The following is a 21382-nucleotide window of genomic DNA, read 5'->3' on the forward strand; positions in this document are numbered from 1 at the left end:
AAAGTGGGTGCTGATGTGAATAGTTATAAAACCAACGTACCTGAAAAAAGCATATACGAAGTTTTTGGCCATGTGACATCTAACATTTTTAACACGGTAGGACAAAATTGTTTTTTTAAGACGGTCCTCGAAGAGATGATCGGTTCGTTTGCACAGTTTGACACAGGATTTTTGTTTATTTTCAGTGAAAAAACGAATAAACTAATCGTGAAGTATGCGATTGGCTATGTAGAAGAGAATTATCGCAAGACGCAATTGAAACCAGGCGAAGGGATCACCGGACTGGCTTTTGAAACAAATGAACCGCAGTTTCTTACTTTTAGAGATGACATTATGAAGGCGATGAGGACAATGTCTCCTTCCAATTTATCGCATTATATTCAGTCAACCATCCGAGCAGATTACCCTCACCAAACGTTGGCGCTTCCATTAATAGACGATCAAGGAACGGTGGGAGTAGTGACGATGAACGGTCATGACTCCTCTGCACAATATACAGAAGACTTTCTAAAGAAAGTACAGATACTCGCACCTGTTATTACGATGTCGTATCGGTATCATATTTTGCAAGATAGAACGAATCATTTGGAAAAAGAACTTGCATTAACAACGAAAGCTTTACATAAAGAACACGACCAGCAACAGAAAACAGCTGATTTATATAATGAATTAACGATGTTAAGCAATCAAAAGAAAGGAATTGGAAGGATGATCACTGCGTTGCAGCGATATGTAGAGGTGCCAATCGCGCTTTATGATGGTCTCTTTAATTTGATTGCGCTACACGGCTCCGATTCGTTTCCTCTTCCTTCAGGTATGATTTCAACAAAAGAAGTCCAATATGTGATCGCGACAAAAAAATGGCAAGTATATAATAGTAAAAATGGCACGTCTATCATCATTATACCGATTGTTGGGTCTGATTCTGTAATTGGCTTCCTATTGTCCTATATACAGATTGAGGAAGTTCATCTTGTGAATCGAATGCTATTGGAATATGGCGCTTCATTGCTGTCGTTAGAAATGATCAAACAACATTCTATCAAGGAAGCACAGCAAATATTTTACGGCGAGTTGTTCGAAAAGGTTTTGTTAGGAGTTTATGATAACCAATTGGATGAACAAGCGAAGAATTTAGGTCTCTATCCGCGCGACTTCTATGTGGCGCTGATTTGTAGCGAACCAGAGCAGACAGTTTTGAAAGATTCACGATATAATCGCGAGAAATGGATGCAATGGATTGAAGAGGCTCTAGCATTTAATCATATTAAAGGAATTGTGACCGAGCGAAATAAGCAGATCATCGCGTTCATGTCTTTCCCCCAAGTGGAGGGGAAAGAGAGTGCAACCGAAAAATTAACAACGCTTTCTGGGTATTTACGTTCAATGAATTGGCCGATAATCATTGGCCTAGGACGAGTATACGATAATTTTCGTGATATTCAAAAGTCGTTTGATGATGCGGAAAAGAGTTTGATCTTACTACGAAAGAAGAAGACTGGTCGGGTTCACCTGTTTTCAGAAAGTGGTGTAAATCGGATTTTGTTAGACATGAAACACGATGAACTGGAGCTGTTTTTGGCCGACCACTTAGGTGTCTTACTGGACGAATCAAATAAAGAGTTCTTGGATACTTTACTCGTATACGTAGAAAATAATAAAGCCTTGAAACTTACAAAGGAAAAATTAATGATTCATCAAAATACGCTCTACTACAGGCTGAAACGTATTGAAACGCTTTTGGATATTCGGCTCAACGATTCAGAAAGATGGTTCGATGTTCAATTGGCTTGTAAGATTTACGAATATTTGCATTGAAAAGTCTCTGTGTAAAAGGAAATTATACTTGGTCTAATATAATGAATCAGCCCGATGATCAGCAGCTTGATAAGTTTACGGATGGCAAGTCTGACCGTAGAATATGACAAGCTGAGTTTAGTTTCAATTGTTTCACGTTTCAAGTGTGCAGCAAGATATTTCACTGAATAACAGGTGATCTCATGAGGACGGCGAGGTCTGTCTTGTGCATCGTATTCCAATGGAAATCTACATGCCTGCTTGCAACTGTGTCCCTTTCGATTTAGTTTTGGAATGTCGCTTACTGAAAAGATCATGTATCAAGTTAAAAATCCTTTTTTATATATAGAAGGGAGGAAAGGATACAAATAGAGCGGATTATTTGTATGAGAAGTAAAGGAACGCTAGGTACAGATGCGTAAGTAGAATCGAACCACCAAACCATCCACACACCGCACATTTCCGCCGCCATGATATCAGTCAAGAATGTTCACAAGCTTTCCTCAAAAAAGAACTGCCCGAAAAGTCAGGTGGAAATGACTTCTCAGGCAGCCTGTATTTAATGAAGAATATCAAAATTGGTATCCCTTACACAGTAAACCGTTCAATCGCCTCCTGCAATCGTTCACTCAAATCAGTCAAAGTTTCTGCTGCGTCCGTTACCGCTTGGATCGCGCGCAGCTGTTCTTCAGACGAAGCGCTCACTTCTTCACATGCCGCAGCAGTTTCTTGGGAAGTGGCGGTCATTGTTTGGATGGTCCACATTACTTCGTCTTTATGAGTTGCTATCTGTTCGATTTCTTTTGTGACGGTGTGGATGCTTTGTTGCATGTCGGTCATCAGTGCAGAGAGTTCTTGGAATGTCGCTTCAGTCTCTTCGACAACAATTCCTTGCTGTTTGAATGTGTCGACGGTTTCGCTTAATTGATTGGCAACCATTGTCGATTCTTCTTGCAGTTCATAGATTGTCATGCCGACGTTTTCTGTCGATTTGGCGGTTTGTTCGGCGAGAGTGCGTACTTCTTCCGCCACTACCGCGAATCCTTTTCCATGTTCTCCGGCCCGTGCTGCTTCAATGCTGGCATTTAAGGCTAATAAATTGGTTTGTTTGGAAATATTCATGATCGTTTCCATGACATTTCCGATTGCGTTTACTTTCTCGCCGAGTGTTTGCGTTTGCTGTGTCATTGTACGCAAAGTGGCGCCGGATGTTTCGAATGACTGTTTCAAAGCTGCCATCTGTTCCTGTCCGCTGGCATTTTTAATGCCTGTCTGTTCAGCAATCTGCAACATTGATGCTGCGTTATCGGTAATTTCGTTGATTTGCTGTCCGAGCAATTCAGTGCGTTCTGTGACCATTTCAGCATCTTCAGCAGATTTAGATGCTCCTTCCGCAATCTCATAAATGGCATGTGCGACTTCTGTGCTTGCCGCGCTTGTCTCTTCTGCAACGGCGCTCAAGCTTTCCGAATTGGATCGGACATCATCGGCTGAAGTGCGGACTACACGAATGATGCCGTTCATTTGATCGAGCATATGATTGAAGTCTTTGCCTAGGTTGCTGATTTCATCGGTTGCTGTCATTTCAGAACGGACGGTTAAATCGCCGGAAGATACGGAGTCCATGACGGATTTGATTTTTCCGATCGGTCTAGTTGTTCGGCTGACCGTTACAAAAAGTGCAGCAAATATGACGAACAGTGTTAGCAGGGCGAAGAGCAGCGTGGAATTTCGTAAATTGTTCGCCAAGCTGTTCAGTTCGCGTTCTTCATAGACTGCTCCTACCTTCCAGTTGACGTCAGGGAGCGTCGTGAAAATGATTCGTTTTGCCACTCCGTCTTCATCTTTATAGGTGACAATTCCGTTTTCCGATTCGTACAATTTGCCGACATATGAAAGTTGGCTCAAGTCGTTACCGGTTTCGGAAGGATATGAAATTGCTGTGCCTTTTCCGTCGAGCAAGATAGGAAACCCGTTATAGCCGATTTCCCGATTGGTGATTTCATCGGTCAACGTTCCTAATTGAATATCGAGACCTACGACACCTACTACTTTGCCGTTATCCCGAATCGCTTTTGAAACGGAGATGACAAGCTCGCCGGTTTGGTCGTCTTCATAGGGCTCAATCCACTGGATAGCGTCGGGATTCTCTATCGCGAGGCTGAACCAAGGACGAGTTTCAGGCTCATAGTCGGACAGGTCAGCATAAGGCATGATGAATGAATCGCGTGTTGTGGATGAGTAGTATGCAGCCGATGTTTCCGGATAAATGGACAGAAACTCATCTAGTTTGTCTTCCATTTCCTTACCGGCTTTTTGAGAATCTTCCGCTCTTTTGAAAAGCGCGATGGAGTCGGAGGTTGCCAGTAAATTGAGACCAGTTTCATATTTCTGCAAGAATTGATTCACCCCAAAACCCATTTCATTCACAATCGCGTCACTTGAATCCAGTGCGTCCGCTATGGAATGTTTTTTAGCTTGATTGGTCGTGAAATAAGTCATCAGCGAAATTCCGAGAATAAATAAAATCATGACAGTGAAAAGTAATTTAGTTTTAATTGATTGAAACAAGAGAGAATCAGTCCTTTCTAGGTTGCTGTCGCGTTTATAGTACTCATTACATTATCGTCAATCTGTACAAGTTATTTAGCTTAGTTTTAAGATGATATGCAAATCAAACACTATTCAGATAGGTGTATAGGGGTTCATTCGCTCGCTAATTCCATCAATCGCTGTTTCAGTTTCCGAAGAAGCCGTTCCCGGCGTTTTTTCACACCTGCGATTGAAATCCCGAAAAACTCAGCGCACTCTGTTTGTGATGTTTTTTCTACGAACAGCATGTTAAGCAACTGTCGCTCTTCCATCGTCAATGCTTTAACAACAGTACTCAAACCGGCATGTATCTCTTCTGCGTGTGTAGAGAAGGGAACCGTGCCACCTAGCAATTCTATCGTTTCTGTTTCTACCGACGTATTTACCGCGCTAAAGCGATTTTCCCGTTTTATTTCATCGAGCAAAGCTCCGTAAATTGATCGATAGGCAAATGGAGTGAAGTTTCCTTTGCTTTCATCAAACCGTTCCCACGCTTGCCATAATGCCACACGTCCAGCTTGGCGGTACTGTTCAAAATCACGATAGATATTCAACTTACGAATGACTGCCGAAATCATCGGCTCGTATTGTGCCAATACTTCTTCAAATGAATTCATGAAAGCGACCTCTTCAGGTCGTGCACGACACCTTGTATTCCCTGGGTGCATTCATCGTAGGAAGTTCGGGTTTGAAAATCGAATCGCTATTTTTCAGCTTTGTCTAAGGCAGAACTATGAAACACTGTAGAAAGATTTTAAAGGTTGCTCACAGAAACAAAAATAGTTGGGTAATTACAGAAAAAGAGGAAAAAATGACAATGTTCTCACTCTATTAACAATAAAATCAGAAAAATGGAAAAATTAGATAGACGAAAAGATTACTGTAGTATACAATAGGTGAAAAGACAGGGAGAGGATAGATCTAATTTATGTAGACGGAATTGGCGGAAGAATAAAGATTCGTTGATAGTATGTCTTTTTTGGGGGGCATAATAGGATGAAAAGGGAGATGGTGGGAATGGAAAGTAACAAAGAAACTTTGATTACACCGAGGACAAGTGGGATTTTTCCACACTACGACTCTGCAGGGAGGTTATGTGCCAAAGTGCTGATAGACGGTCAATTTGTTTCTGTAGATATGAGCCCGACAAATATGGTGGACCTAAGCTTACGCTATTTTGGCTCCAGTTTACGGGGAGCTTTCGATGGATCCAAGTCAATATTAGGAGAGAAAATCAGCATGCCGCCGGTCGTGGTCAATGAACGGTTGAAACTGTATTGGTTTCCGACCAAGTCACCTTCCAGCGATGACTGTATTTGGCTATCCCTCGGTCATATTTACAAATATGTGAAAGTGGATAAAGGGCATACAAAAGTGATCTTGACCGACGGATCTTCCGTCACGATTCCTCTTAGTCTCCATTCATTCGAAAGAAGATATCAGCGTGCAGGTATGCTGAAACTCATAATAGAGGGAAGGATACGTCAGCATGCATATTACGAACAAGTAAACGGTGTGACATACTCGATTTCAAAAGATGCCAAAAAACGAAACTTTGATGTCTCGGAAAGTTAAAGAAACCGACATAAGGAATAGCGTTCCCCATAATTGGCGGAACGCCCTTTGCAATTTTGGAAAAATTCACTTGGGGACTTTACGAAATAAGAGTGTGTGGAATAATTTAATGTACTCGCTTTAGTAATGCTTCGTGTTCAATGGAACGGCTGGAGAGGATATCGATGGTGGCGTGCTGGTTGTCTTGTCTGTCAATTGTTTGACGCGTTCATTCGTTTCTAGGACAGCCTGCTTGATCTTGGCTTGTTCGTCTTTAAGGAATTGAATATCTTGCTTCATTCCAGACATCTCTTGTTTAATTCCGCTGATTTCCGAAAGGATTTCTCGTAGTAATACTTCGCTCATTTTGCTCACCTCCTATTAAAGTGCATTTATTATAACATGGAAGTTTGTCGAAAGGTATCCTCCTTCTGAACGTTAGGAAGATGAAAAATAGATGTTTGCAAATCGGGTTAAGTTACTCTAGAAAAGGGTAACAAGTTAGATAGTGTCTTTTTTTCACTGTGAAGCAGCAGTATATTAAAAGGAGAGTGCAAGGGATGAAGCCGTTGATTGGGATTACTTCAGATTTGGATCAAAATGGGGAGACGTTGGTACAGTCAAATTACAGCCGGGCAATTTTGCGTGCAGGTGGTTTGCCCGTTGTCTTGCCGGCAGGATTGGAAGATATAGATGAAATTTGCGGTCGTTTGGATGGTTTGCTTTTGACGGGCGGGGAGGACGTCAATCCGCTCGTCTACGGAGAAGAGCCACACCAGGAGGTTGGCAAATTGTCGCCGGAACGTGATGAGATGGAACTTGCGCTGGCTAAATGTATGACAGAAAAGGATAAGCCGGTACTCGGGATTTGCCGCGGCCATCAAGTTTTGAATGTGTCGTTTGGAGGAACGCTTCATCAGCATATTTATTCTGAGTTGTCTGCTGAATTGGTTCAGCATAAGCAGCAGGCAGATCGTGAGTTTGCGACACATTCCATTGATATCATTGACGATAGTAAATTGGCAGGATTTGCAGGAACTTCAGAGATCCAAGTGAATTCGTTGCATCATCAGGCGGTGAATGAGGTTGAAGCGCCTTTAGTGGTAACGGCTGTGGCAAAAGATGGCGTGATCGAGGCACTTGAAAGTACAGAACATCGTTTTGTCATGAGCGTGCAATGGCATCCTGAAGCGCTCATGAATCGTGATGATCCGACGTCGCTAAACTTATTCAAGCATTTTATCGAAGCATCGAGTCAAGCATAAGAGGGAAAACCAAAAGGACTTGTCGATGGACAAGCCCTTTTTGCATTCGGTTAAACTTTAAATTGTTCTATGACTTCAGTCAGTTTCTCGCTCAGTTCAGTCAGTGTTTCGGCCGCATCCGTGACAGATTGGATGGCGCGTAGCTGTTCCTGTGATGAAGCACTTACTTCTTCACAAGCCGCTGCTGTTTCTTCAGATGTAGCAGACATCGTCTGGATCGTCAATGTCACTTCGTCTTTATGAGCGGCTATTAAATCAATTTCCTCTGTCACGGTGTCAATGGAATCGTGCATGTCATCCATCAGAGAGGAGAGTTCCTTGAAGGTTTCCTCAGTGCCTTGTACGACCAATCCTTGCTCGCGGAACGTGTCGATTGTTTCTTTCATTTGTTCCGAGACGATTCTTGAGTCTTCCTGTAGTTCTTCAATGGTCACTTTAACGTCATCCGTTGCACGTGCGGATTGTTCAGCAAGCTTTCGTACTTCTTCGGCTACCACAGCAAATCCTTTGCCGTGTTCTCCCGCTCTTGCCGCTTCAATACTGGCGTTCAATGCCAATAAATTAGTCTGCGCGGAAATGTTCATGATTGTTTCCATGACACTTCCGATTGCTTGTACTTTTCCAGATAATGAAGAAATATCTTTAGTCATTGTTTCTAAAGTCGTCCCGGTTGTTGCGAATGAACGATTCAGTGCATTCATCTGCTCCTGGCCATTGGCGTTCTGGATACCTGTTTTTCTCGCGATGTCCTTCATTGTATCTGCCTTTACGATAATTTCATTGATTTCATGGCTGAGCAAATCGGTGCGTTCCGTTACGATTTCTGCATCTTCCGCTGATTTGGCTGCACCTTCTGCAATTTCATTGACTGCTTGGGCGACTTCCGTGCTTGCGGCATTGGTTTCTTCGGACACAGCACTCAGGCTTTCCGAATTGACGCGGACATTTTCTGCGGAGGTGCGGACGACTGAAATAATATCGTTCATATTCTCTACCATTTGATTGAAGTCTTGACCGAGTTCGCCGATTTCATCATTTGTTTTGATATCGGAACGGACAGTCAAGTCACCTGTAGAAACTGTCACCATCGTTTCTTTAATTATTTCGATAGGTTTGAGCATACGGCCGATTGCGATGAACAGGCCGGTAAATGTGATTGCCAGCGTAATGAGTGCGATGATCAACATGGAGTTTCGGAGAGAGTGAGCTAGACTATTGAGTGCATTTTCTTCGTAGACCGTCCCTACTTTCCAATTGAAATCAGGCAATGTTGTATAAATATTGCGTTGCGCTTTTCCATCTTCATCTGTAAATGTGACTACACCACTTTCGTGATCAAACATTTCATTGAAGTAAGACAAAGTGCTTAAATCTTCCCCGATTTTTGACGGATGAATGATGGCAAGTCCTTGTTGATCCAGTAATACTGGATAGCCGCCATACCCGATGTCTTTGCTGGAAATTTCGTCGGTCAGCGCCGCCAAGTCAATATCTAAGCCGATAACTCCAGCCACTTTTCCATTCTTGGTAATTGCTCTTGAAACAGTAATGACGAAATTGCCTGTTGCATGATCGAGATAAGGGGCAGACCATTGGGCTTCTTCTGGGTTTTCGGTTGCTAGTTTGTACCATGATCTCTCGGTGGCAACGAAATCTGTTAAATCAGCATTTGGTTTTATGATTGTGGAATTTGAGGCCAATGAATAAAAAATAGACGATGTATCAGGATAGACTGCTAAAAAGTCTTCCAACGCCGATTCGAGATCAACTTCAGTCGTCCCGCCAGTTTTCCCTGTGAAAGAAGTGATGGCGTCCGTAGCCGCAAGTAAATTCAAACCATTTTCAAAGTTGTCCAAAAAGCTATATATACCAAAGCTTATTTCGTTTGCAATCGTGTTGCTGGATTCTACTGCATTCGCGATAGATTGTTTCTTTGCCTGATCATTCGTCATGAATGTCATCAAGAAAATACCGACAATGAAGAGGGCCATGACCATTAGAATGATTTTAATTTTAATAGATCTAAACAAGTGGTGTTCCTTCCTTCCTGCTCTTTAAATAGAACACTAGTATTATCGGTTGAAATATGAGTGTCTTAATTTGTCGAATGAATAAAATACAAAAAACCCGTCGTAAAAATCGACGGGCTGACAAACCATTACTCCTTCTCCGTTTTATAGGCAAGCAGCGCCAACGATAATGAGAAGGATAAATAATACGACAATCAATGCAAATCCACGACCTGCGCCATATCCGCCACAGCCGGCTCCGCCAACATTACCACCGCCGCCATAGCCACAGCCACCGCCACCGCCGCATCCATATCCACCGAATCCGAACATTTTATTCACCACCTTTTCCGTTTCATTTAGAAATTATTAACAGCCGTATCCCATAAACCCTGCGCCGACAATGATCAATAAGATAAATAACACGACGATCATTGCGAAACCGAAACCACCGTTGTAACCTGCTCCTCCAACTGACTCACCCATAGTTACTTCACCTCCAAATGTGGAACTATCCTTATCGTATGCAGAAATTTTCAGAGTGTCTTGGCTTCTCAAAAGAATTTATGATGTTTATTTTGGAACCCATCATGTACGGATGGATCAGACGTATGCCTTTTAATGGCATACGCTGTGTATAGGAGTGACTGAGGGGGTGAAAAGATGTCGAATTGTGGATTTTACGAAATGTGTCAGCGATATCATGGCAGAGCAGTTACGGTTCAGACGAAGGATGGCGGTGTTTATCGTGGCTATATTCGAGAAGTAGATCGAAGGCAAGTTGTAATCGAGCCGATCGGTAGACCTCGTGGATTGGGCGGCTTTGGCTATGGCGGTTTTGGTATAAGAGGATATGGTTTTGGAGGATATGGCTATGGCGGATATCAACGAATTGCGTTAGGTGCGATTGCGGGCATTGCTTTATTGTCCTTGTTTTTCTGGTAAGAAGTAAGGGAGGAAGCTGTCGTGGGTTACGACAGCTTCTTTACCATTTGTTCTGCCGAAACACCAAGTAAACCAGCCGTTGTAAGCCCTGAAGATTTCATATACCTCCCTACTAAAAAATAACCGACTGCGTAACCTGCCATGCGTGGATTGCCAGCCGTTCCATTCACTAGATGCTCATGCGCCCATGACGATTTTGGCAGCTGACGGTTCGGAAAAAACAGTGTATCCCAAAACTCTTCCAACTGACTGGTTGTATACCAATTTGTCCAGCTTGCTACCAATTGACTCCCGAGTCGTTCACGGACCGCATGCTCTGCAAGACCTTCCAGTACGATGGCGTCTAGTAGCGTATAATCGGATTCTTTCTGAAAAAATCTTGAAAGTCGACAAACATGATGATATTCATGCGTAACGACAGCTTTGATCTCAGACTCGCTACAATCAGGAGGAAGAAAGATGAATAATTTATCATTGAATGCTAAACCAGATTTTGTGGAATGAGCTGGGAGAATGAAAGTAGGGATTTGAGGACCTTGCCATTCCTTACGGAGCAGTTTGATTTCTTTTTGCACAATATCCCAAGCTTGTAATCGCTGAAGTTCTGAAACGACTTGTTTAGCTGGTTTGGTAGGATAGCTGTAGAGACCATGAAACGTTAGATGGTCATAGATTTGGCCTGCGGTAGCACCTCTAAAGTAGCTCGTTAACTTTCGGCAGAGTTCGATAGGACGCTCATAACACTCCAGTAGCCATTGGTTTGTATCAGGGCTTGACATTGAACCCTCCTTTCTCTATTTTACCTAATCTTATGTAGTAGGTTAAGAAGTTATCAAACGTTAAAGGAAAACTTCATATAGATCCTAAGACCCTTCGGAGAATGGAAATGAGCACTATAAAGTATAAGATAGGCCATCGGAATTATATGAATGACTATTCATTCATGCTACCTTAATATTACTATGTTGCCAATTATACTGGTATAGTGAAAGGGGATGTATGATGGATATTGAACAGGTAAAGCGAGAGGACTGGATACAGAAGAATAAAATCATGGGGTTAGGGTTTGGGATTGCAGCGGGACTTGGACTGATAGCGCAGTTTATTCAGCAATCGGCTATGGAAATTATTTTATCGGTGGCCATCCCGTTTGCGATAGCGGCTATGCTGTATTTTTATTTTTTGTTCACTAAGCATGAACTGATCACGAAATATTTGCCTTACTTCTTGATGCTGATGAATTTTGCGATTGCGGTTGGAGTCATTTATTTTTCCGAAGCGAATTTAGGATCAATTGGTATTATCATTTTGCTGCTTGTGCTGGGGGGCATTCACGGCAAGATGGGTATTATGGCATTTGGATATGTGTTGAGTTTGATTGCATTACTGTTGAACAATGTACATTTCGTTGAGCCAGAGTTGGTGGCGGCGAGCGGAAGCAACCTCGTATTGCTTCATTTCTTAGGTGGAGTGATATTGCTCTTGGTCGTGCGCCAAAATGCACGTAATTTTAAGCAAGTTGAAGAATATGCCGAACTGACAGCAGAAAAAATGCACAATGAAGAGCAGTTGGCACAAAAACTAGATCAAGCGGTTGAAAAAATCACCAGCAATCTAGGCCAGCTTCAAGTTAGCTCCGAGACTTCCGTATCGTCCCAACGCGAAATGTTGGTTGCGATTAATGAAGTGAGCGCCTCCAGCCAAAATCAAGCCGATCATATAATGGAAATTGCTGAGAGTACAGAGAATACACATAGTTCTGTGACGCGCATTTCGGGACAGATGGGTGAATTAGCGATACAGACAGACGAAGCAGGCCTAAAAGCAGAAGAAGGAACGCATCAAATTAGTGAACTGAAACAACAGATTGACCATTTTTCAAAATTCTTTGAAGAACTGGATGAAACATTTAAGATTCTTTCTGATAAAATTAAGGAAACGAATACATTTGCAGGCACAATCAAGGAAATTACGGAACAGACCAACTTGCTTGCCTTAAACGCCAGTATTGAAGCGGCGCGAGCGGGCGAGAAAGGAAAAGGATTTGCAGTCGTTGCGGACGAGATCCGAAAGCTCGCTGGGTTGACCGACGGAACGCTGAAGAAAATTGATCTGAATTTATCCGAAGTAAATACATTCAATGAATTATCGGTAGGCAAGTTGCAGGACGGCTTGCGACAAGTCGCCGAACAAGTAAAAGTTGCAGATCGCTCCAATTCATCATTCACTGAACTGTTCGGCACGATGACGACATTGCAAAGCGCCTTACATGCATTCATGGATGACTTCGAATACATCGCAAAGAGCAGTGAAACAGTCTCTGAACGTACAGTGGAATTTGCGTCGATCATTCAGGAAAGTACGGCGGCGATCGAAGAAATGAACGCCACGCTGACAGAGCTGACGAACGAGCAGGAACAGATTGCGGAGTATATCCAGGAAACGCATGAAGAAGCTGTACAGCTGAGGATATGAATTTTGATACAACAAAGATCCGCTACTCCCTCAACGAGAGAGTGGTGGATCTTTTAAATTCAGTCGGTGGGAAGATTTTCATCTGTTTGGCTCAACATCTCTAGTTTAAAACCGATACTAGTAATAACGAATGTTGATTTAAAGACGGGGGGTTCCATGTATGGTTAGCCGAATAGGCAGTGGATCCACGCCTCAACCAGTACAGTCATCCTATGATAGTGCGTCCATTGAAACCGAAAGACCAGTTACAGAAGTACAGCCAATTAAAGATACCAGGCAACAACCGCCTCCTGAAGAGCGGAAAGAACTTTCAAAAAGTGATGCAAAGCAGCTGACAGACGGCATGAATAAGTTCCTCGAAAGCGTCAATACGCAGCTGCGATTTAAATTTCATGATAAACTAAATGAATACTATGTAACAATCGTAGATTCCCAGACGGATGAAATCGTGCGTGAAATCCCACCAAAGAAATTGATGGACATGTACGCCTCAATGAAAGAATTCGTCGGATTATTGGTAGACCAAAAAATTTAAAGAAAAGGTGTGAAGCAAATGAGAATTGGTGGATTAGCATCCGGTATGGATACAGAAACAATCATCAGAGACATGATGAAAGCACACCGGATCCCGCTTGATAAAATTACACAGAAAAAAGCATATACACAGTGGCAGATGGATGATTATCGTAGTATAAACCGGGATTTACGCAAACAGAGTGATAAGTTGTTTGATACTGTTATTAAGGAAGGTAACTATTTACAAAAAAATGTAAATGTCTCAGATGATAAGGCAGTCAGTATTAAGTCGTTGAATGCCTCTAGTGATTTTTCAGGGACTTTGGAAGTGAAGCAGTTAGCTAAGCAGGCTACTTTGCAGGGAGCTGTAGTAGATGGAAAGCCATCAGAAGCAGATTTCGCTAAAAGAAAACTTTCAGATTTGGGTCTGACTCCAGATTCAAATGGAACTTTCAGCTTGAAGGTTAGTACGGGCGATGGAACAAGCAGTAAAACAGTGTCGTTTTCTAGCGATGATACTTTAGATTCGGTACTTAAAAAAATAAATAAAGATACTGGCGTCAATGCGTTTTATGATTCTTACTCAGGAAGAATTGCTGTTACTGCTAAAAACAGTGGGGAAGGCAAAATAACTATTGAAGATGTTTCTACACCACTAGACGAAAACGGTGGCACGGCAACGGGGATAGGAAATTTGGCAGCGAAGCTCGGAATAGTTACTGAGAATGCAACTGAAGGTTCGGCAACGAACGAACCCGGAGATGCAGGAAAAGTATTTTTTACTAATGGTGAAAATGCGAAGTTCACTTTTAACGGCTTGGAAACAGAACGTGCATCTAACACATTCCAAATTAATGGTTTTGAAGTGACACTTAAGCAGACTACTACTTCGCAAATTACATTCAGTTCATCCGCAGATTCAGATAAAATTGTCGACTCCGTCGTACAATTCGTCAACGATTATAATGAGCTGATCGAAAAACTAAACAGCAAAATCCGTGAAAAAAACTATCGTGATTTCCCGCCACTTTCAGACGAGCAAAAGAAAGACATGAAAGAAAAGGAAATTGAGCTGTGGGAAGAAAAAGCAAAAAGCGGAACATTGCGTAATGATCCAGCGATTTCGAGCATGCTGACTAACTTGAGAGGGATTATGACAAAGTCTGTCGATACGACTGATAAAGACGGCAATAAAATTACAATTAGTCTCAAAGACTTAGGTATTGAGCCGTCAAAAAGTTATATGGATAACGGAAAGCTAGTTATAAATGAAGACAAACTACGCGAAAAGATTGCAGAAAATCCGAATGCTGTCTACGATTTAATTGGACGGGATGATAAGGAGAATCCAAAAAACTCCGGTATCGCTCAAGACTACCGGAAGGAACTGCAGAACGCCCAAAAAACCATCGAAGAAAAAGCAGGTAGAACCACTGCAGTCAACGACACCTTCGCCCTAGGACGCTCACTAAAAAGTTTCGACAAACAAATTGAACGTTTTGAAGATAAATTAAAGATGATGGAAAATCGCTATTGGAAGCAGTTCTCCGCGATGGAGCGTGCGATCCAGCGTGCGAATGCCCAGTCTGCACAGTTGATGAATGCATTTGGCGGCGGTATGTAATGAAACTTTGTAAGAAAAAAGGAGAATGACGTAACATGGCTATTAACAATCCTTATGCAGCATATCAAAACAACTCGGTGACGACTTCTACTCCCGGAGAATTGACTTTGATGCTTTACAACGGATGCCTCAAGTTTATTCAACAAGGGAAAATGGCGCTAGAAGAAGGTAAACTTGAAGAAAAAAATGTCGCAATCCAAAAAGCTCAAGCCATTGTGACGGAATTGATGTTGACATTGGATACTTCTTATCCAGTCGCGGAGAATATGTTGGTGCTGTATGAGTTTGTCAACAGTCGTCTCATCGATGGTAATATTAAAAATGACCCGGCTCTTTTCGATGAAGCTTTAGGAATTATCAAGGAATTCCGCGATACGTGGAAGCAGGTCATTCAGGTCAATCGTTCAAAACAGTATGCGAACGTGAATGAAATATGATTCGGGCTGCTATTACAGTTTGGCGTGAACGTTCTCTACAATTGATTACGTTGACGAACAATGTGGAGGAGTCCAAGCGGGATGAAGTGATAGTACAGATTGAGGAATTGCTCGACGACCGTGAAAAATTGCAACCGCATATTGCAGAACCATTCACAGAGGAAGAACGAGATGCTGGTCAAGAGCTCATGCAGCTTGAAAAAGAAGTGCAAATGAATCTTGCGCGCTTCATGAAGGACATCCGCACAAATATTTCGGAGTCCCAAGCAAAGAAAGAAAATATCAATAGTTATACGAATCCTTACGGGAAAATGATCCAAGACGGTGCCTATTACGATACGAAACAATAAGAACCGAAAGAGAGCGCATCTCTTTCGGTTTTTTTACATAGAAATTCAATAAGAAGGGAGAATAGCGTATGCGCTATAATCGGCATGACTATTTTAGATACGAGTTCAACCCACAACTACCTGCGAAGTTTCGACTTCAGTTGGATGGCGAAGAGAAGAAATTGTCGAATGAAGGGGAGTGTGAGCTAATAGATATTAGTACGGGCGGCGTGAAGTTTTTTACGTTCCTCGATTTGCCTCTGCATCCTAAAAAACTTACTTTGCAGTTGGAGTTCACGCTGTATCAGCACCCTTTCAAAATTCTTGGTGCCGTCGTCTGGAAGCAGTCTGTGCAGCACGGTTTTCAATACGGTTTCGAATTCGGTGAAGAGCAACGAGTAGATGCGCAAATTGTGGAGGAACTGAAACAACGTGCGCGTGTGGAGAAACATTTGGAGTGAATTCATTGATCTATACAAAATTTCTTGAAGTTTCAGCAAATTTCTCAAGTTTGCAGAAGGTATTTAAGGGTACTATGAAGAAGTATACTAATAAGGTTCAAATAAAGGAGGAGTTCATATGTTAGACTTCAATATCCGCGGTGAAAACGTCGAGGTTACTCCGGCGATCCGAGAGTACGTAGAAAAGAAAATACAAAAACTGGAGCGTTATTTTACAGAAGGTGCAAACGCAACAGCTCACGTTAACTTGAAAGTGTATAATGATAAACAAACAAAAGTGGAAGTAACGATTCCAATGAAGAATTTGACACTTCGCGCAGAAGAGCGCCACAGTGATATGTATGCAGCTGTTGACTTGATCGTTGATAAGCTCGAGCGTCAAATTCGTAAATATAAAACACGCGTCAACCGAAAATCTCGCGAGCGCGAAGGCGTAGTTGCTTTCTTCCAATCTGTTGAAGATAGTAACAACACACAAGAATCTCTCGACGACGATCAAGACTTCAACGTAGTACGGACAAAGCAGTTCGACTTGAAGCCAATGGATCAAGAAGAAGCCATCCTTCAAATGAACATGCTCGGTCACAACTTCTTCATCTTCACAGATGCAGAATCTGACGGCACAAACATCGTCTACAAACGAAAAGACGGCCGTTACGGTCTGATCGAAACAAACTAATCAACAATCTCAAACAAGTCCAGCTAAGCTGGGCTTGTTTTATTATACATAATGATTTATGCCGAGCCTTAACCTATAGGATTACTTGTTGAGCGGTCCGAGATTCAGGGCAAAGATTTGCAATGAACAATTCGCCAGTCCACAGTGATTTCCTTAAATCTAAGAAGAAGCTAAATGTCAGATTGCAAAACTTAGATATATTATTAAATGAGTTCAAGCGTGTTAAGTGATTTTACGGCTAACCAAGCCTGCGAGTACTGCACAAAATCATTTAGCTTTTGAACTTTGATCACGCTAGAAGGCAACACCTTGTCCCTTATAAATTACAATGGACTAGCCATTATACTTCCTTTTAAAAGTAGGGATTGTAGCGGAAGACGGGCGACTCCGGGAGGATTAGCGTGAGTCTTGAGACCCTGGACTGAGCGAAGCGAGGGAAGCGGCTCAAGCCACGCCCTCCGGAAAGCGTCCCGTCTGTAGCGCAAATCCCCGGACAACCTAGCACTCTCACTCTGTCCTCTGAAAATCCATACGGCGGACCATTTGCACCAGGCTTTTGACAGTGCTAAAATGGAGTGTGACACAAATTCGTATTAGTTAAAACTTACCAGAACGAACAACTGGCGGGACAAACCTGCTTGATTGAAGAAGTTATGAGGATGTGACATAAATGCTTGGCGTATTGAATAAAATGTTTGATCCGAACAAACGTGACTTGAAACGTCTCGAAAAAGTAGCAGACCAAGTCGAAGCATTGGCTTCCGACATGGAAAAATTGTCAGACGATGAACTGACAGCAAAAACCGACGAATTCAAAACACGCTATCAAGAAGGCCAAACGATTGAGGACCTGCAAGTCGAAGCATTCGCAGTCGTTCGGGAAGCCGCTCGCCGCGTGCTCGGACTCTATCCATTCCGTGTTCAAATCATGGGGGCAGCCGCACTGAATGAAGGCAATATCGCAGAGATGAAGACCGGTGAGGGGAAGACGCTGACTTCTACACTCGCCGTTTATTTAAATGCTCTAACATCTAAAGGTGTGCACGTCGTGACAGTCAACGAATACTTGGCCAGCCGTGACGCAGCCGAAATGGGCCAGCTATATGAATTTTTAGGCATGAAAGTCGGCCTGAATTTGAACAGCATGGGCAAGGAAGAGAAACGCGAAGCCTATGAAGCCGATGTCACCTATAGTACGAACAATGAACTTGGTTTTGATTACTTACGGGATAATATGGTGCTTTACAATGAACATAAAGTTCAGCGCCCACTTCATTTTGCGGTGATTGACGAGGTTGACTCCATTTTAGTCGATGAAGCCCGTACACCGCTTATTATTTCCGGTCAAGCAGCAAAATCCCAAGAACTCTATCGTCTGGCGAATCGTTTCGTCATTACATTGAAAAAAGATGAAGACTATTCGTTTGATGAATCAACGAAAGGTGTCGTCTTGACAGAGGCGGGTATTGAAGCTGCAGAGAAGGCATTCAGCATCGACAACTTGTTCGATTTGCAGCACGTCACGCTGAACCATGCGATTAATCAGTCATTGAAAGCGCATGTCAGTATGCATAATGACGTAGACTATGTTGTGGAAGAAGGCGAAGTTGTCATCGTTGACTCCTTCACCGGACGTTTGATGAAAGGCCGTCGCTACAGTGATGGCTTACACCAGGCTATAGAGGCAAAAGAAGGTCTTGAAGTTCAGAACGAATCGATGACACTTGCGACGATTACATTCCAGAACTATTTCCGTATGTACGAAAAGCTTTCCGGCATGACCGGTACTGCAAAAACGGAAGAAGAAGAGTTCCGTAATATTTACAATATGAACGTCATTGCAATTCCTACGAATAAACCAATCGCACGTGACGACCGTCCAGATTTGATCTTTGCAACGATGGACGGCAAATACAAAGCGGTGGCGGAAGATATTAAAGAACGTCACGAAAAAGGTCAGCCTGTCTTGGTCGGTACCGTTGCAATCGAAACATCTGAAATCATTTCTGCTTTCTTGAAAAAGTATGGTATTCCGCACAACGTCTTGAACGCGAAAAACCATGAACACGAAGCAGAAATAATTTTAGACGCCGGTAAAAAAGGTGCAGTAACGATTGCGACAAACATGGCAGGTCGTGGTACAGATATTAAACTGGGCGATCATATTCAAGAAGTTGGCGGTCTTGCGGTCATCGGTACAGAGCGGCACGAGTCAAGACGTATCGATAATCAGCTCCGCGGTCGTTCCGGACGTCAAGGAGATCCTGGGGTGACACAATTTTATTTGTCACTCGAAGATGAATTGATGCGCCGCTTCGGTTCGGAGCAAATGAAATCGATGATGACGAAGCTCGGAATGGATGATTCCACACCGATTCAATCCAAAATGGTTTCGCGTTCTGTTGAATCTGCGCAAAAACGAGTCGAGGGGAACAACTTTGATTCGCGGAAACGTTTGCTGCAGTATGATGATGTTCTTCGTCAGCAACGTGAAGTTATCTATAAAGAACGTAATGATGTGTTAAGTTCCGATAATATACGTCCTGTACTTGAAGGGATGTTGAATTCGGTCATTGAGCGTGTAGTTGCGCTGCATATCGATGAGAACACAGTACATGCTAAAGGTCTGAAGGATTATCTGGAAGCGAACCTATTGCCGGAAGACTCCGTTACGGTCGCGGAGCTTCAAGGGAAATCTCAAGAAGAACTGCAATCATTTATTCACGAATTGGTGATTGCACGCTATAATGAGAAGGAGCAGGAAATGTCTGAAGACCGCATGCGCGAGTTCGAGAAAGTCGTCTTACTGCGTGCGATTGATACGAAGTGGATGGATCATATAGATGCGATGGATCAGCTTCGAAACGGAATTCATTTACGTGCGTATGGACAGACTGACCCGTTGCGTGAATATCAGGCAGAAGGATTTGCGATGTTTGAAGATATGCTGACAGCGATTGAAGACGACGCGACGAAGTATGTCATGAAAGCAGAAATCCGCAACAACCTAGAGCGTGAAGAAGTAGCAAAAGGGCAAGCGAACAACCCGAAAGAAGGCAGCGAACCGGCACGCAAAAAACCGATTCGCCGTTCGGTCAACATTGGCCGCAACGATCCTTGTCCATGCGGCAGCGGCAAGAAGTATAAAAACTGCCACGGCAAAGCGTAATATTATTTTATTTGGTCTAATGATCTATTATCCGAGCTAACCTTGAACGAAAGGAAGCCCAGTTGATTGGAGTGGAAGGCGGCTACTCCGGGAGGATCAGCGTGTGTCTTGAGACCCTTGACTGAGGGAAGCGGCCAAGACACGCCCTCCGGAAAGCATCCGCCTGGAACGTAGATCAACGGTGCATAATCGGTATATAGGTTAATCAGTCAAAGATTTAGAGAAACAACCACTCAGGAGGAAACAATTATGATGGAATTATCCGATGTTCGGAACGAGCTCGACAAAACAGCTAAGAAATTAGCGGACTTTAGGGGGTCTCTTTGACTTAGAAAACAAAGAGGCCAGTATGCAGGAATTAGAAGAAATGATGCTTGAACCAGGCTTCTGGGACGACCAGGATGCCGCGCAAAAAGTCATTTCTGAATCCAATGCATTAAAAGATATTGTCGGGGAATACAATGACTTGAATGACACGCAGGAAAACTTAGAAATGACACTTGAACTGCTTCGTGAAGAGGCAGATGAAGAGTTGCAGGAAGAGCTCGTCTCCGAATTAAAAGAGTTCAAAGGACGAATGGATAAATTCGATCTACAGATGCTATTGAGCGATGAATTTGATAAAAACAATGCAGTGCTGGAGATACATTCAGGTGCAGGCGGGACCGAGTCACAAGACTGGGCTTCAATGTTGCTCCGCATGTATACGCGTTGGGCTGAGCACCATGGTTTCAAAGTGGAAACCCTTGATTATCAAGCAGGTGACGAAGCAGGTGTGAAATCGGTCACTTTGAGTGTCAAAGGTCATAACGCTTATGGTTATCTAAAAGCTGAGAAAGGCGTTCACCGATTAGTCCGTATCTCACCATTCGACTCTTCTGGAAGACGTCACACATCTTTTTCTTCCATTGAAGTCATGCCGGAATTCGACGGCGATATCGATTTGGATCTTAAAACAGAGGATATCAAGGTCGATACGTATCGTTCCAGCGGCGCGGGCGGACAGCACGTCAACACGACGGACTCTGCTGTACGCATGACACATATACCGACGGGCGCGATCGTTACCTGTCAAACGGAACGTTCACAGATCAAAAACCGTGAGCGTGCGATGAATTTGCTTAAAGCAAAAATTTATCAAATTCGCGTTGAAGAAGAAGAAGCCCGCTTAGCGGAAATCCGTGGCGAGCAAAAAGAAATCGGTTGGGGCAGCCAAATCCGCTCCTACGTCTTCCACCCATACTCCATGGTAAAAGACCACCGAACAAATGAAGAAACCGGAAACGTAAGCTCCGTCATGGATGGCGATCTCGACCCATTCATCAACGCTTACTTGCGTTCCAGAATATCCTAATCAAAAAGTGCAGAAATGCACTTTTTCTTGTTCTAATAAAGTAATAATGGGATTGTAAGACTTAGTAAATGCTCCGGGGATTTGCGCTCTGGGTGGACGCTTTCCGCGGGGCTCGCGGTGAGCCTCCTCGTTCCTGCGGGGTCTCACCTGTCGAGCTGATCCCGCAGGAGTCGCCA

The 21382-nt window shown here is 43.1% G+C and carries 20 protein-coding genes; 13 read left to right on the forward strand and 7 right to left on the reverse strand.

Annotated features, from left to right (window positions below):
* Positions 1-15: 15 nt before the first annotated feature.
* Positions 16-1818 carry a helix-turn-helix domain-containing protein gene (locus MKX97_RS04415; RefSeq protein ID WP_340758439.1) on the forward strand — a complete coding sequence of 601 codons (1803 nt, stop codon included), beginning with the start codon at positions 16-18 and terminating at the stop codon, positions 1816-1818.
* 567 nt (positions 1819-2385) lie between these two features.
* Here MKX97_RS04415 and MKX97_RS04420 read toward each other — a convergent pair.
* Both MKX97_RS04420 and MKX97_RS04425 read right to left on the reverse strand, forming a co-directional pair.
* Positions 2386-4368, reverse strand: coding sequence for a methyl-accepting chemotaxis protein (locus tag MKX97_RS04420; RefSeq protein WP_342537065.1), 1983 nt, complete (start codon positions 4366-4368; stop codon positions 2386-2388).
* Positions 4369-4502: 134 nt separating this feature from the next.
* Entirely contained in the window at positions 4503-5006 is a 504-nt protein-coding gene (locus MKX97_RS04425) for a sigma-70 family RNA polymerase sigma factor (RefSeq protein WP_340758441.1), read from the reverse strand.
* A 400-nt stretch (positions 5007-5406) separates the two neighbouring features.
* On the opposite strand from MKX97_RS04425, the gene MKX97_RS04430 reads away from it, so the two are divergent.
* Positions 5407-5964: a competence protein ComK gene (locus tag MKX97_RS04430; RefSeq protein ID WP_342537066.1), complete on the forward strand. Its 558-nt coding sequence runs from the start codon at positions 5407-5409 to the stop codon at positions 5962-5964.
* Between the two features lie 120 nt (positions 5965-6084).
* Here MKX97_RS04430 and MKX97_RS04435 read toward each other — a convergent pair whose 3' ends face one another.
* Positions 6085-6309 (reverse strand): hypothetical protein, encoded by a 225-nt coding sequence (locus tag MKX97_RS04435; protein WP_342537067.1) that lies wholly within the window; start codon positions 6307-6309, stop codon positions 6085-6087.
* Between the two features lie 194 nt (positions 6310-6503).
* Here MKX97_RS04435 and MKX97_RS04440 point away from each other — a divergent pair, with 194 nt between their 5' ends.
* Complete coding sequence (locus MKX97_RS04440; protein WP_078817305.1) at positions 6504-7208, forward strand: gamma-glutamyl-gamma-aminobutyrate hydrolase family protein; 705 nt, start codon at positions 6504-6506, stop codon at positions 7206-7208.
* A gap of 50 nt (positions 7209-7258) precedes the next feature.
* On the opposite strand, the gene MKX97_RS04445 is transcribed toward MKX97_RS04440, so the two are convergent.
* The 3 genes from MKX97_RS04445 to MKX97_RS04455 form a co-directional block, all read right to left on the reverse strand.
* Complete coding sequence (locus MKX97_RS04445) at positions 7259-9238, reverse strand: methyl-accepting chemotaxis protein (RefSeq protein ID WP_342537068.1); 1980 nt, start codon at positions 9236-9238, stop codon at positions 7259-7261.
* Positions 9239-9382: 144 nt separating this feature from the next.
* Positions 9383-9550: a YjcZ family sporulation protein gene (locus MKX97_RS04450; RefSeq protein ID WP_078817307.1), complete on the reverse strand. Its 168-nt coding sequence runs from the start codon at positions 9548-9550 to the stop codon at positions 9383-9385.
* A 36-nt stretch (positions 9551-9586) separates the two neighbouring features.
* Positions 9587-9703 (reverse strand): YjcZ family sporulation protein, encoded by a 117-nt coding sequence (locus tag MKX97_RS04455; RefSeq protein WP_078817308.1) that lies wholly within the window; start codon positions 9701-9703, stop codon positions 9587-9589.
* 177 nt (positions 9704-9880) lie between these two features.
* Here MKX97_RS04455 and MKX97_RS04460 point away from each other — a divergent pair, with 177 nt between their 5' ends.
* A complete protein-coding gene (locus MKX97_RS04460) occupies positions 9881-10162 on the forward strand; it encodes a hypothetical protein (protein WP_340758444.1) in 282 nt (93 codons plus the stop codon).
* A gap of 26 nt (positions 10163-10188) precedes the next feature.
* Here the strand turns inward: MKX97_RS04460 and MKX97_RS04465 are convergent, their stop codons facing one another.
* Positions 10189-10941, reverse strand: coding sequence for a DUF2268 domain-containing putative Zn-dependent protease (locus MKX97_RS04465; protein ID WP_340758445.1), 753 nt, complete (start codon positions 10939-10941; stop codon positions 10189-10191).
* A 220-nt stretch (positions 10942-11161) separates the two neighbouring features.
* Between MKX97_RS04465 and MKX97_RS04470 the strand changes: the two genes are divergently transcribed.
* The 9 genes from MKX97_RS04470 (at position 11162) to prfB (ending at position 21206) form a co-directional block, all read left to right on the forward strand.
* Positions 11162-12637, forward strand: a complete 1476-nt coding sequence (locus tag MKX97_RS04470) for a methyl-accepting chemotaxis protein (RefSeq protein ID WP_342537069.1) — start codon at positions 11162-11164, stop codon at positions 12635-12637.
* Positions 12638-12797: 160 nt separating this feature from the next.
* On the forward strand, positions 12798-13172 hold the full coding sequence (flaG, locus tag MKX97_RS04475; protein ID WP_340758447.1) for a flagellar protein FlaG: 375 nt from the start codon (positions 12798-12800) through the stop codon (positions 13170-13172).
* 18 nt (positions 13173-13190) lie between these two features.
* A complete protein-coding gene (locus tag MKX97_RS04480) occupies positions 13191-14777 on the forward strand; it encodes a flagellar hook-associated protein 2 (RefSeq protein ID WP_342537070.1) in 1587 nt (528 codons plus the stop codon).
* 35 nt (positions 14778-14812) lie between these two features.
* A complete protein-coding gene (gene fliS, locus MKX97_RS04485; protein ID WP_342537071.1) occupies positions 14813-15214 on the forward strand; it encodes a flagellar export chaperone FliS in 402 nt (133 codons plus the stop codon).
* Entirely contained in the window at positions 15211-15564 is a 354-nt protein-coding gene (locus MKX97_RS04490; protein WP_340758449.1) for a hypothetical protein, read from the forward strand. The genes fliS and MKX97_RS04490 overlap by 4 nt, the downstream gene beginning before the upstream one ends.
* 68 nt (positions 15565-15632) lie before the next feature.
* Complete coding sequence (locus MKX97_RS04495) at positions 15633-16004, forward strand: PilZ domain-containing protein (RefSeq protein WP_340758450.1); 372 nt, start codon at positions 15633-15635, stop codon at positions 16002-16004.
* A 118-nt stretch (positions 16005-16122) separates the two neighbouring features.
* Positions 16123-16683 (forward strand): ribosome-associated translation inhibitor RaiA, encoded by a 561-nt coding sequence (gene raiA, locus MKX97_RS04500; RefSeq protein ID WP_342537072.1) that lies wholly within the window; start codon positions 16123-16125, stop codon positions 16681-16683.
* A 670-nt stretch (positions 16684-17353) separates the two neighbouring features.
* Complete coding sequence (gene secA / locus MKX97_RS04505) at positions 17354-19852, forward strand: preprotein translocase subunit SecA (RefSeq protein ID WP_078817317.1); 2499 nt, start codon at positions 17354-17356, stop codon at positions 19850-19852.
* A 252-nt stretch (positions 19853-20104) separates the two neighbouring features.
* Positions 20105-21206, forward strand: a protein-coding gene (prfB, locus tag MKX97_RS04510; RefSeq protein WP_171805920.1) for a peptide chain release factor 2 whose coding sequence is annotated in 2 segments (ribosomal slippage) — positions 20105-20176 and positions 20178-21206 — 1101 coding nt in all. Because the reading frame shifts where the segments join, the coding sequence is not laid out codon by codon here.
* Positions 21207-21382 lie beyond the last annotated feature (176 nt).

Source organism: Sporosarcina sp. FSL K6-3508 (genome assembly GCF_038615825.1).
Classification (GTDB): domain Bacteria; phylum Bacillota; class Bacilli; order Bacillales_A; family Planococcaceae; genus Sporosarcina; species Sporosarcina newyorkensis.

Excerpts from the sequence above, each read along its gene's own strand:
- MKX97_RS04495 (WP_340758450.1), top strand. The coding sequence starts at position 15,633 with ATGCGCTATAATCGGCATGACTATTTTAGATACGAGTTCAACCCACAA.
- MKX97_RS04455 (WP_078817308.1), bottom strand. The coding sequence starts at position 9,703 with ATGGGTGAGTCAGTTGGAGGAGCAGGTTACAACGGTGGTTTCGGTTTC.
- secA (WP_078817317.1), top strand. The coding sequence starts at position 17,354 with ATGCTTGGCGTATTGAATAAAATGTTTGATCCGAACAAACGTGACTTG.
- MKX97_RS04440 (WP_078817305.1), top strand. The coding sequence starts at position 6,504 with ATGAAGCCGTTGATTGGGATTACTTCAGATTTGGATCAAAATGGGGAG.
- MKX97_RS04450 (WP_078817307.1), bottom strand. The coding sequence starts at position 9,550 with ATGTTCGGATTCGGTGGATATGGATGCGGCGGTGGCGGTGGCTGTGGC.
- MKX97_RS04425 (WP_340758441.1), bottom strand. The coding sequence starts at position 5,006 with ATGAATTCATTTGAAGAAGTATTGGCACAATACGAGCCGATGATTTCG.
- MKX97_RS04480 (WP_342537070.1), top strand. The coding sequence starts at position 13,191 with ATGAGAATTGGTGGATTAGCATCCGGTATGGATACAGAAACAATCATC.
- raiA (WP_342537072.1), top strand. The coding sequence starts at position 16,123 with ATGTTAGACTTCAATATCCGCGGTGAAAACGTCGAGGTTACTCCGGCG.
- MKX97_RS04490 (WP_340758449.1), top strand. The coding sequence starts at position 15,211 with ATGATTCGGGCTGCTATTACAGTTTGGCGTGAACGTTCTCTACAATTG.
- MKX97_RS04460 (WP_340758444.1), top strand. The coding sequence starts at position 9,881 with ATGTCGAATTGTGGATTTTACGAAATGTGTCAGCGATATCATGGCAGA.
- MKX97_RS04430 (WP_342537066.1), top strand. The coding sequence starts at position 5,407 with ATGGAAAGTAACAAAGAAACTTTGATTACACCGAGGACAAGTGGGATT.
- fliS (WP_342537071.1), top strand. The coding sequence starts at position 14,813 with ATGGCTATTAACAATCCTTATGCAGCATATCAAAACAACTCGGTGACG.
- MKX97_RS04435 (WP_342537067.1), bottom strand. The coding sequence starts at position 6,309 with ATGAGCGAAGTATTACTACGAGAAATCCTTTCGGAAATCAGCGGAATT.
- MKX97_RS04465 (WP_340758445.1), bottom strand. The coding sequence starts at position 10,941 with ATGTCAAGCCCTGATACAAACCAATGGCTACTGGAGTGTTATGAGCGT.
- MKX97_RS04470 (WP_342537069.1), top strand. The coding sequence starts at position 11,162 with ATGATGGATATTGAACAGGTAAAGCGAGAGGACTGGATACAGAAGAAT.
- flaG (WP_340758447.1), top strand. The coding sequence starts at position 12,798 with ATGGTTAGCCGAATAGGCAGTGGATCCACGCCTCAACCAGTACAGTCA.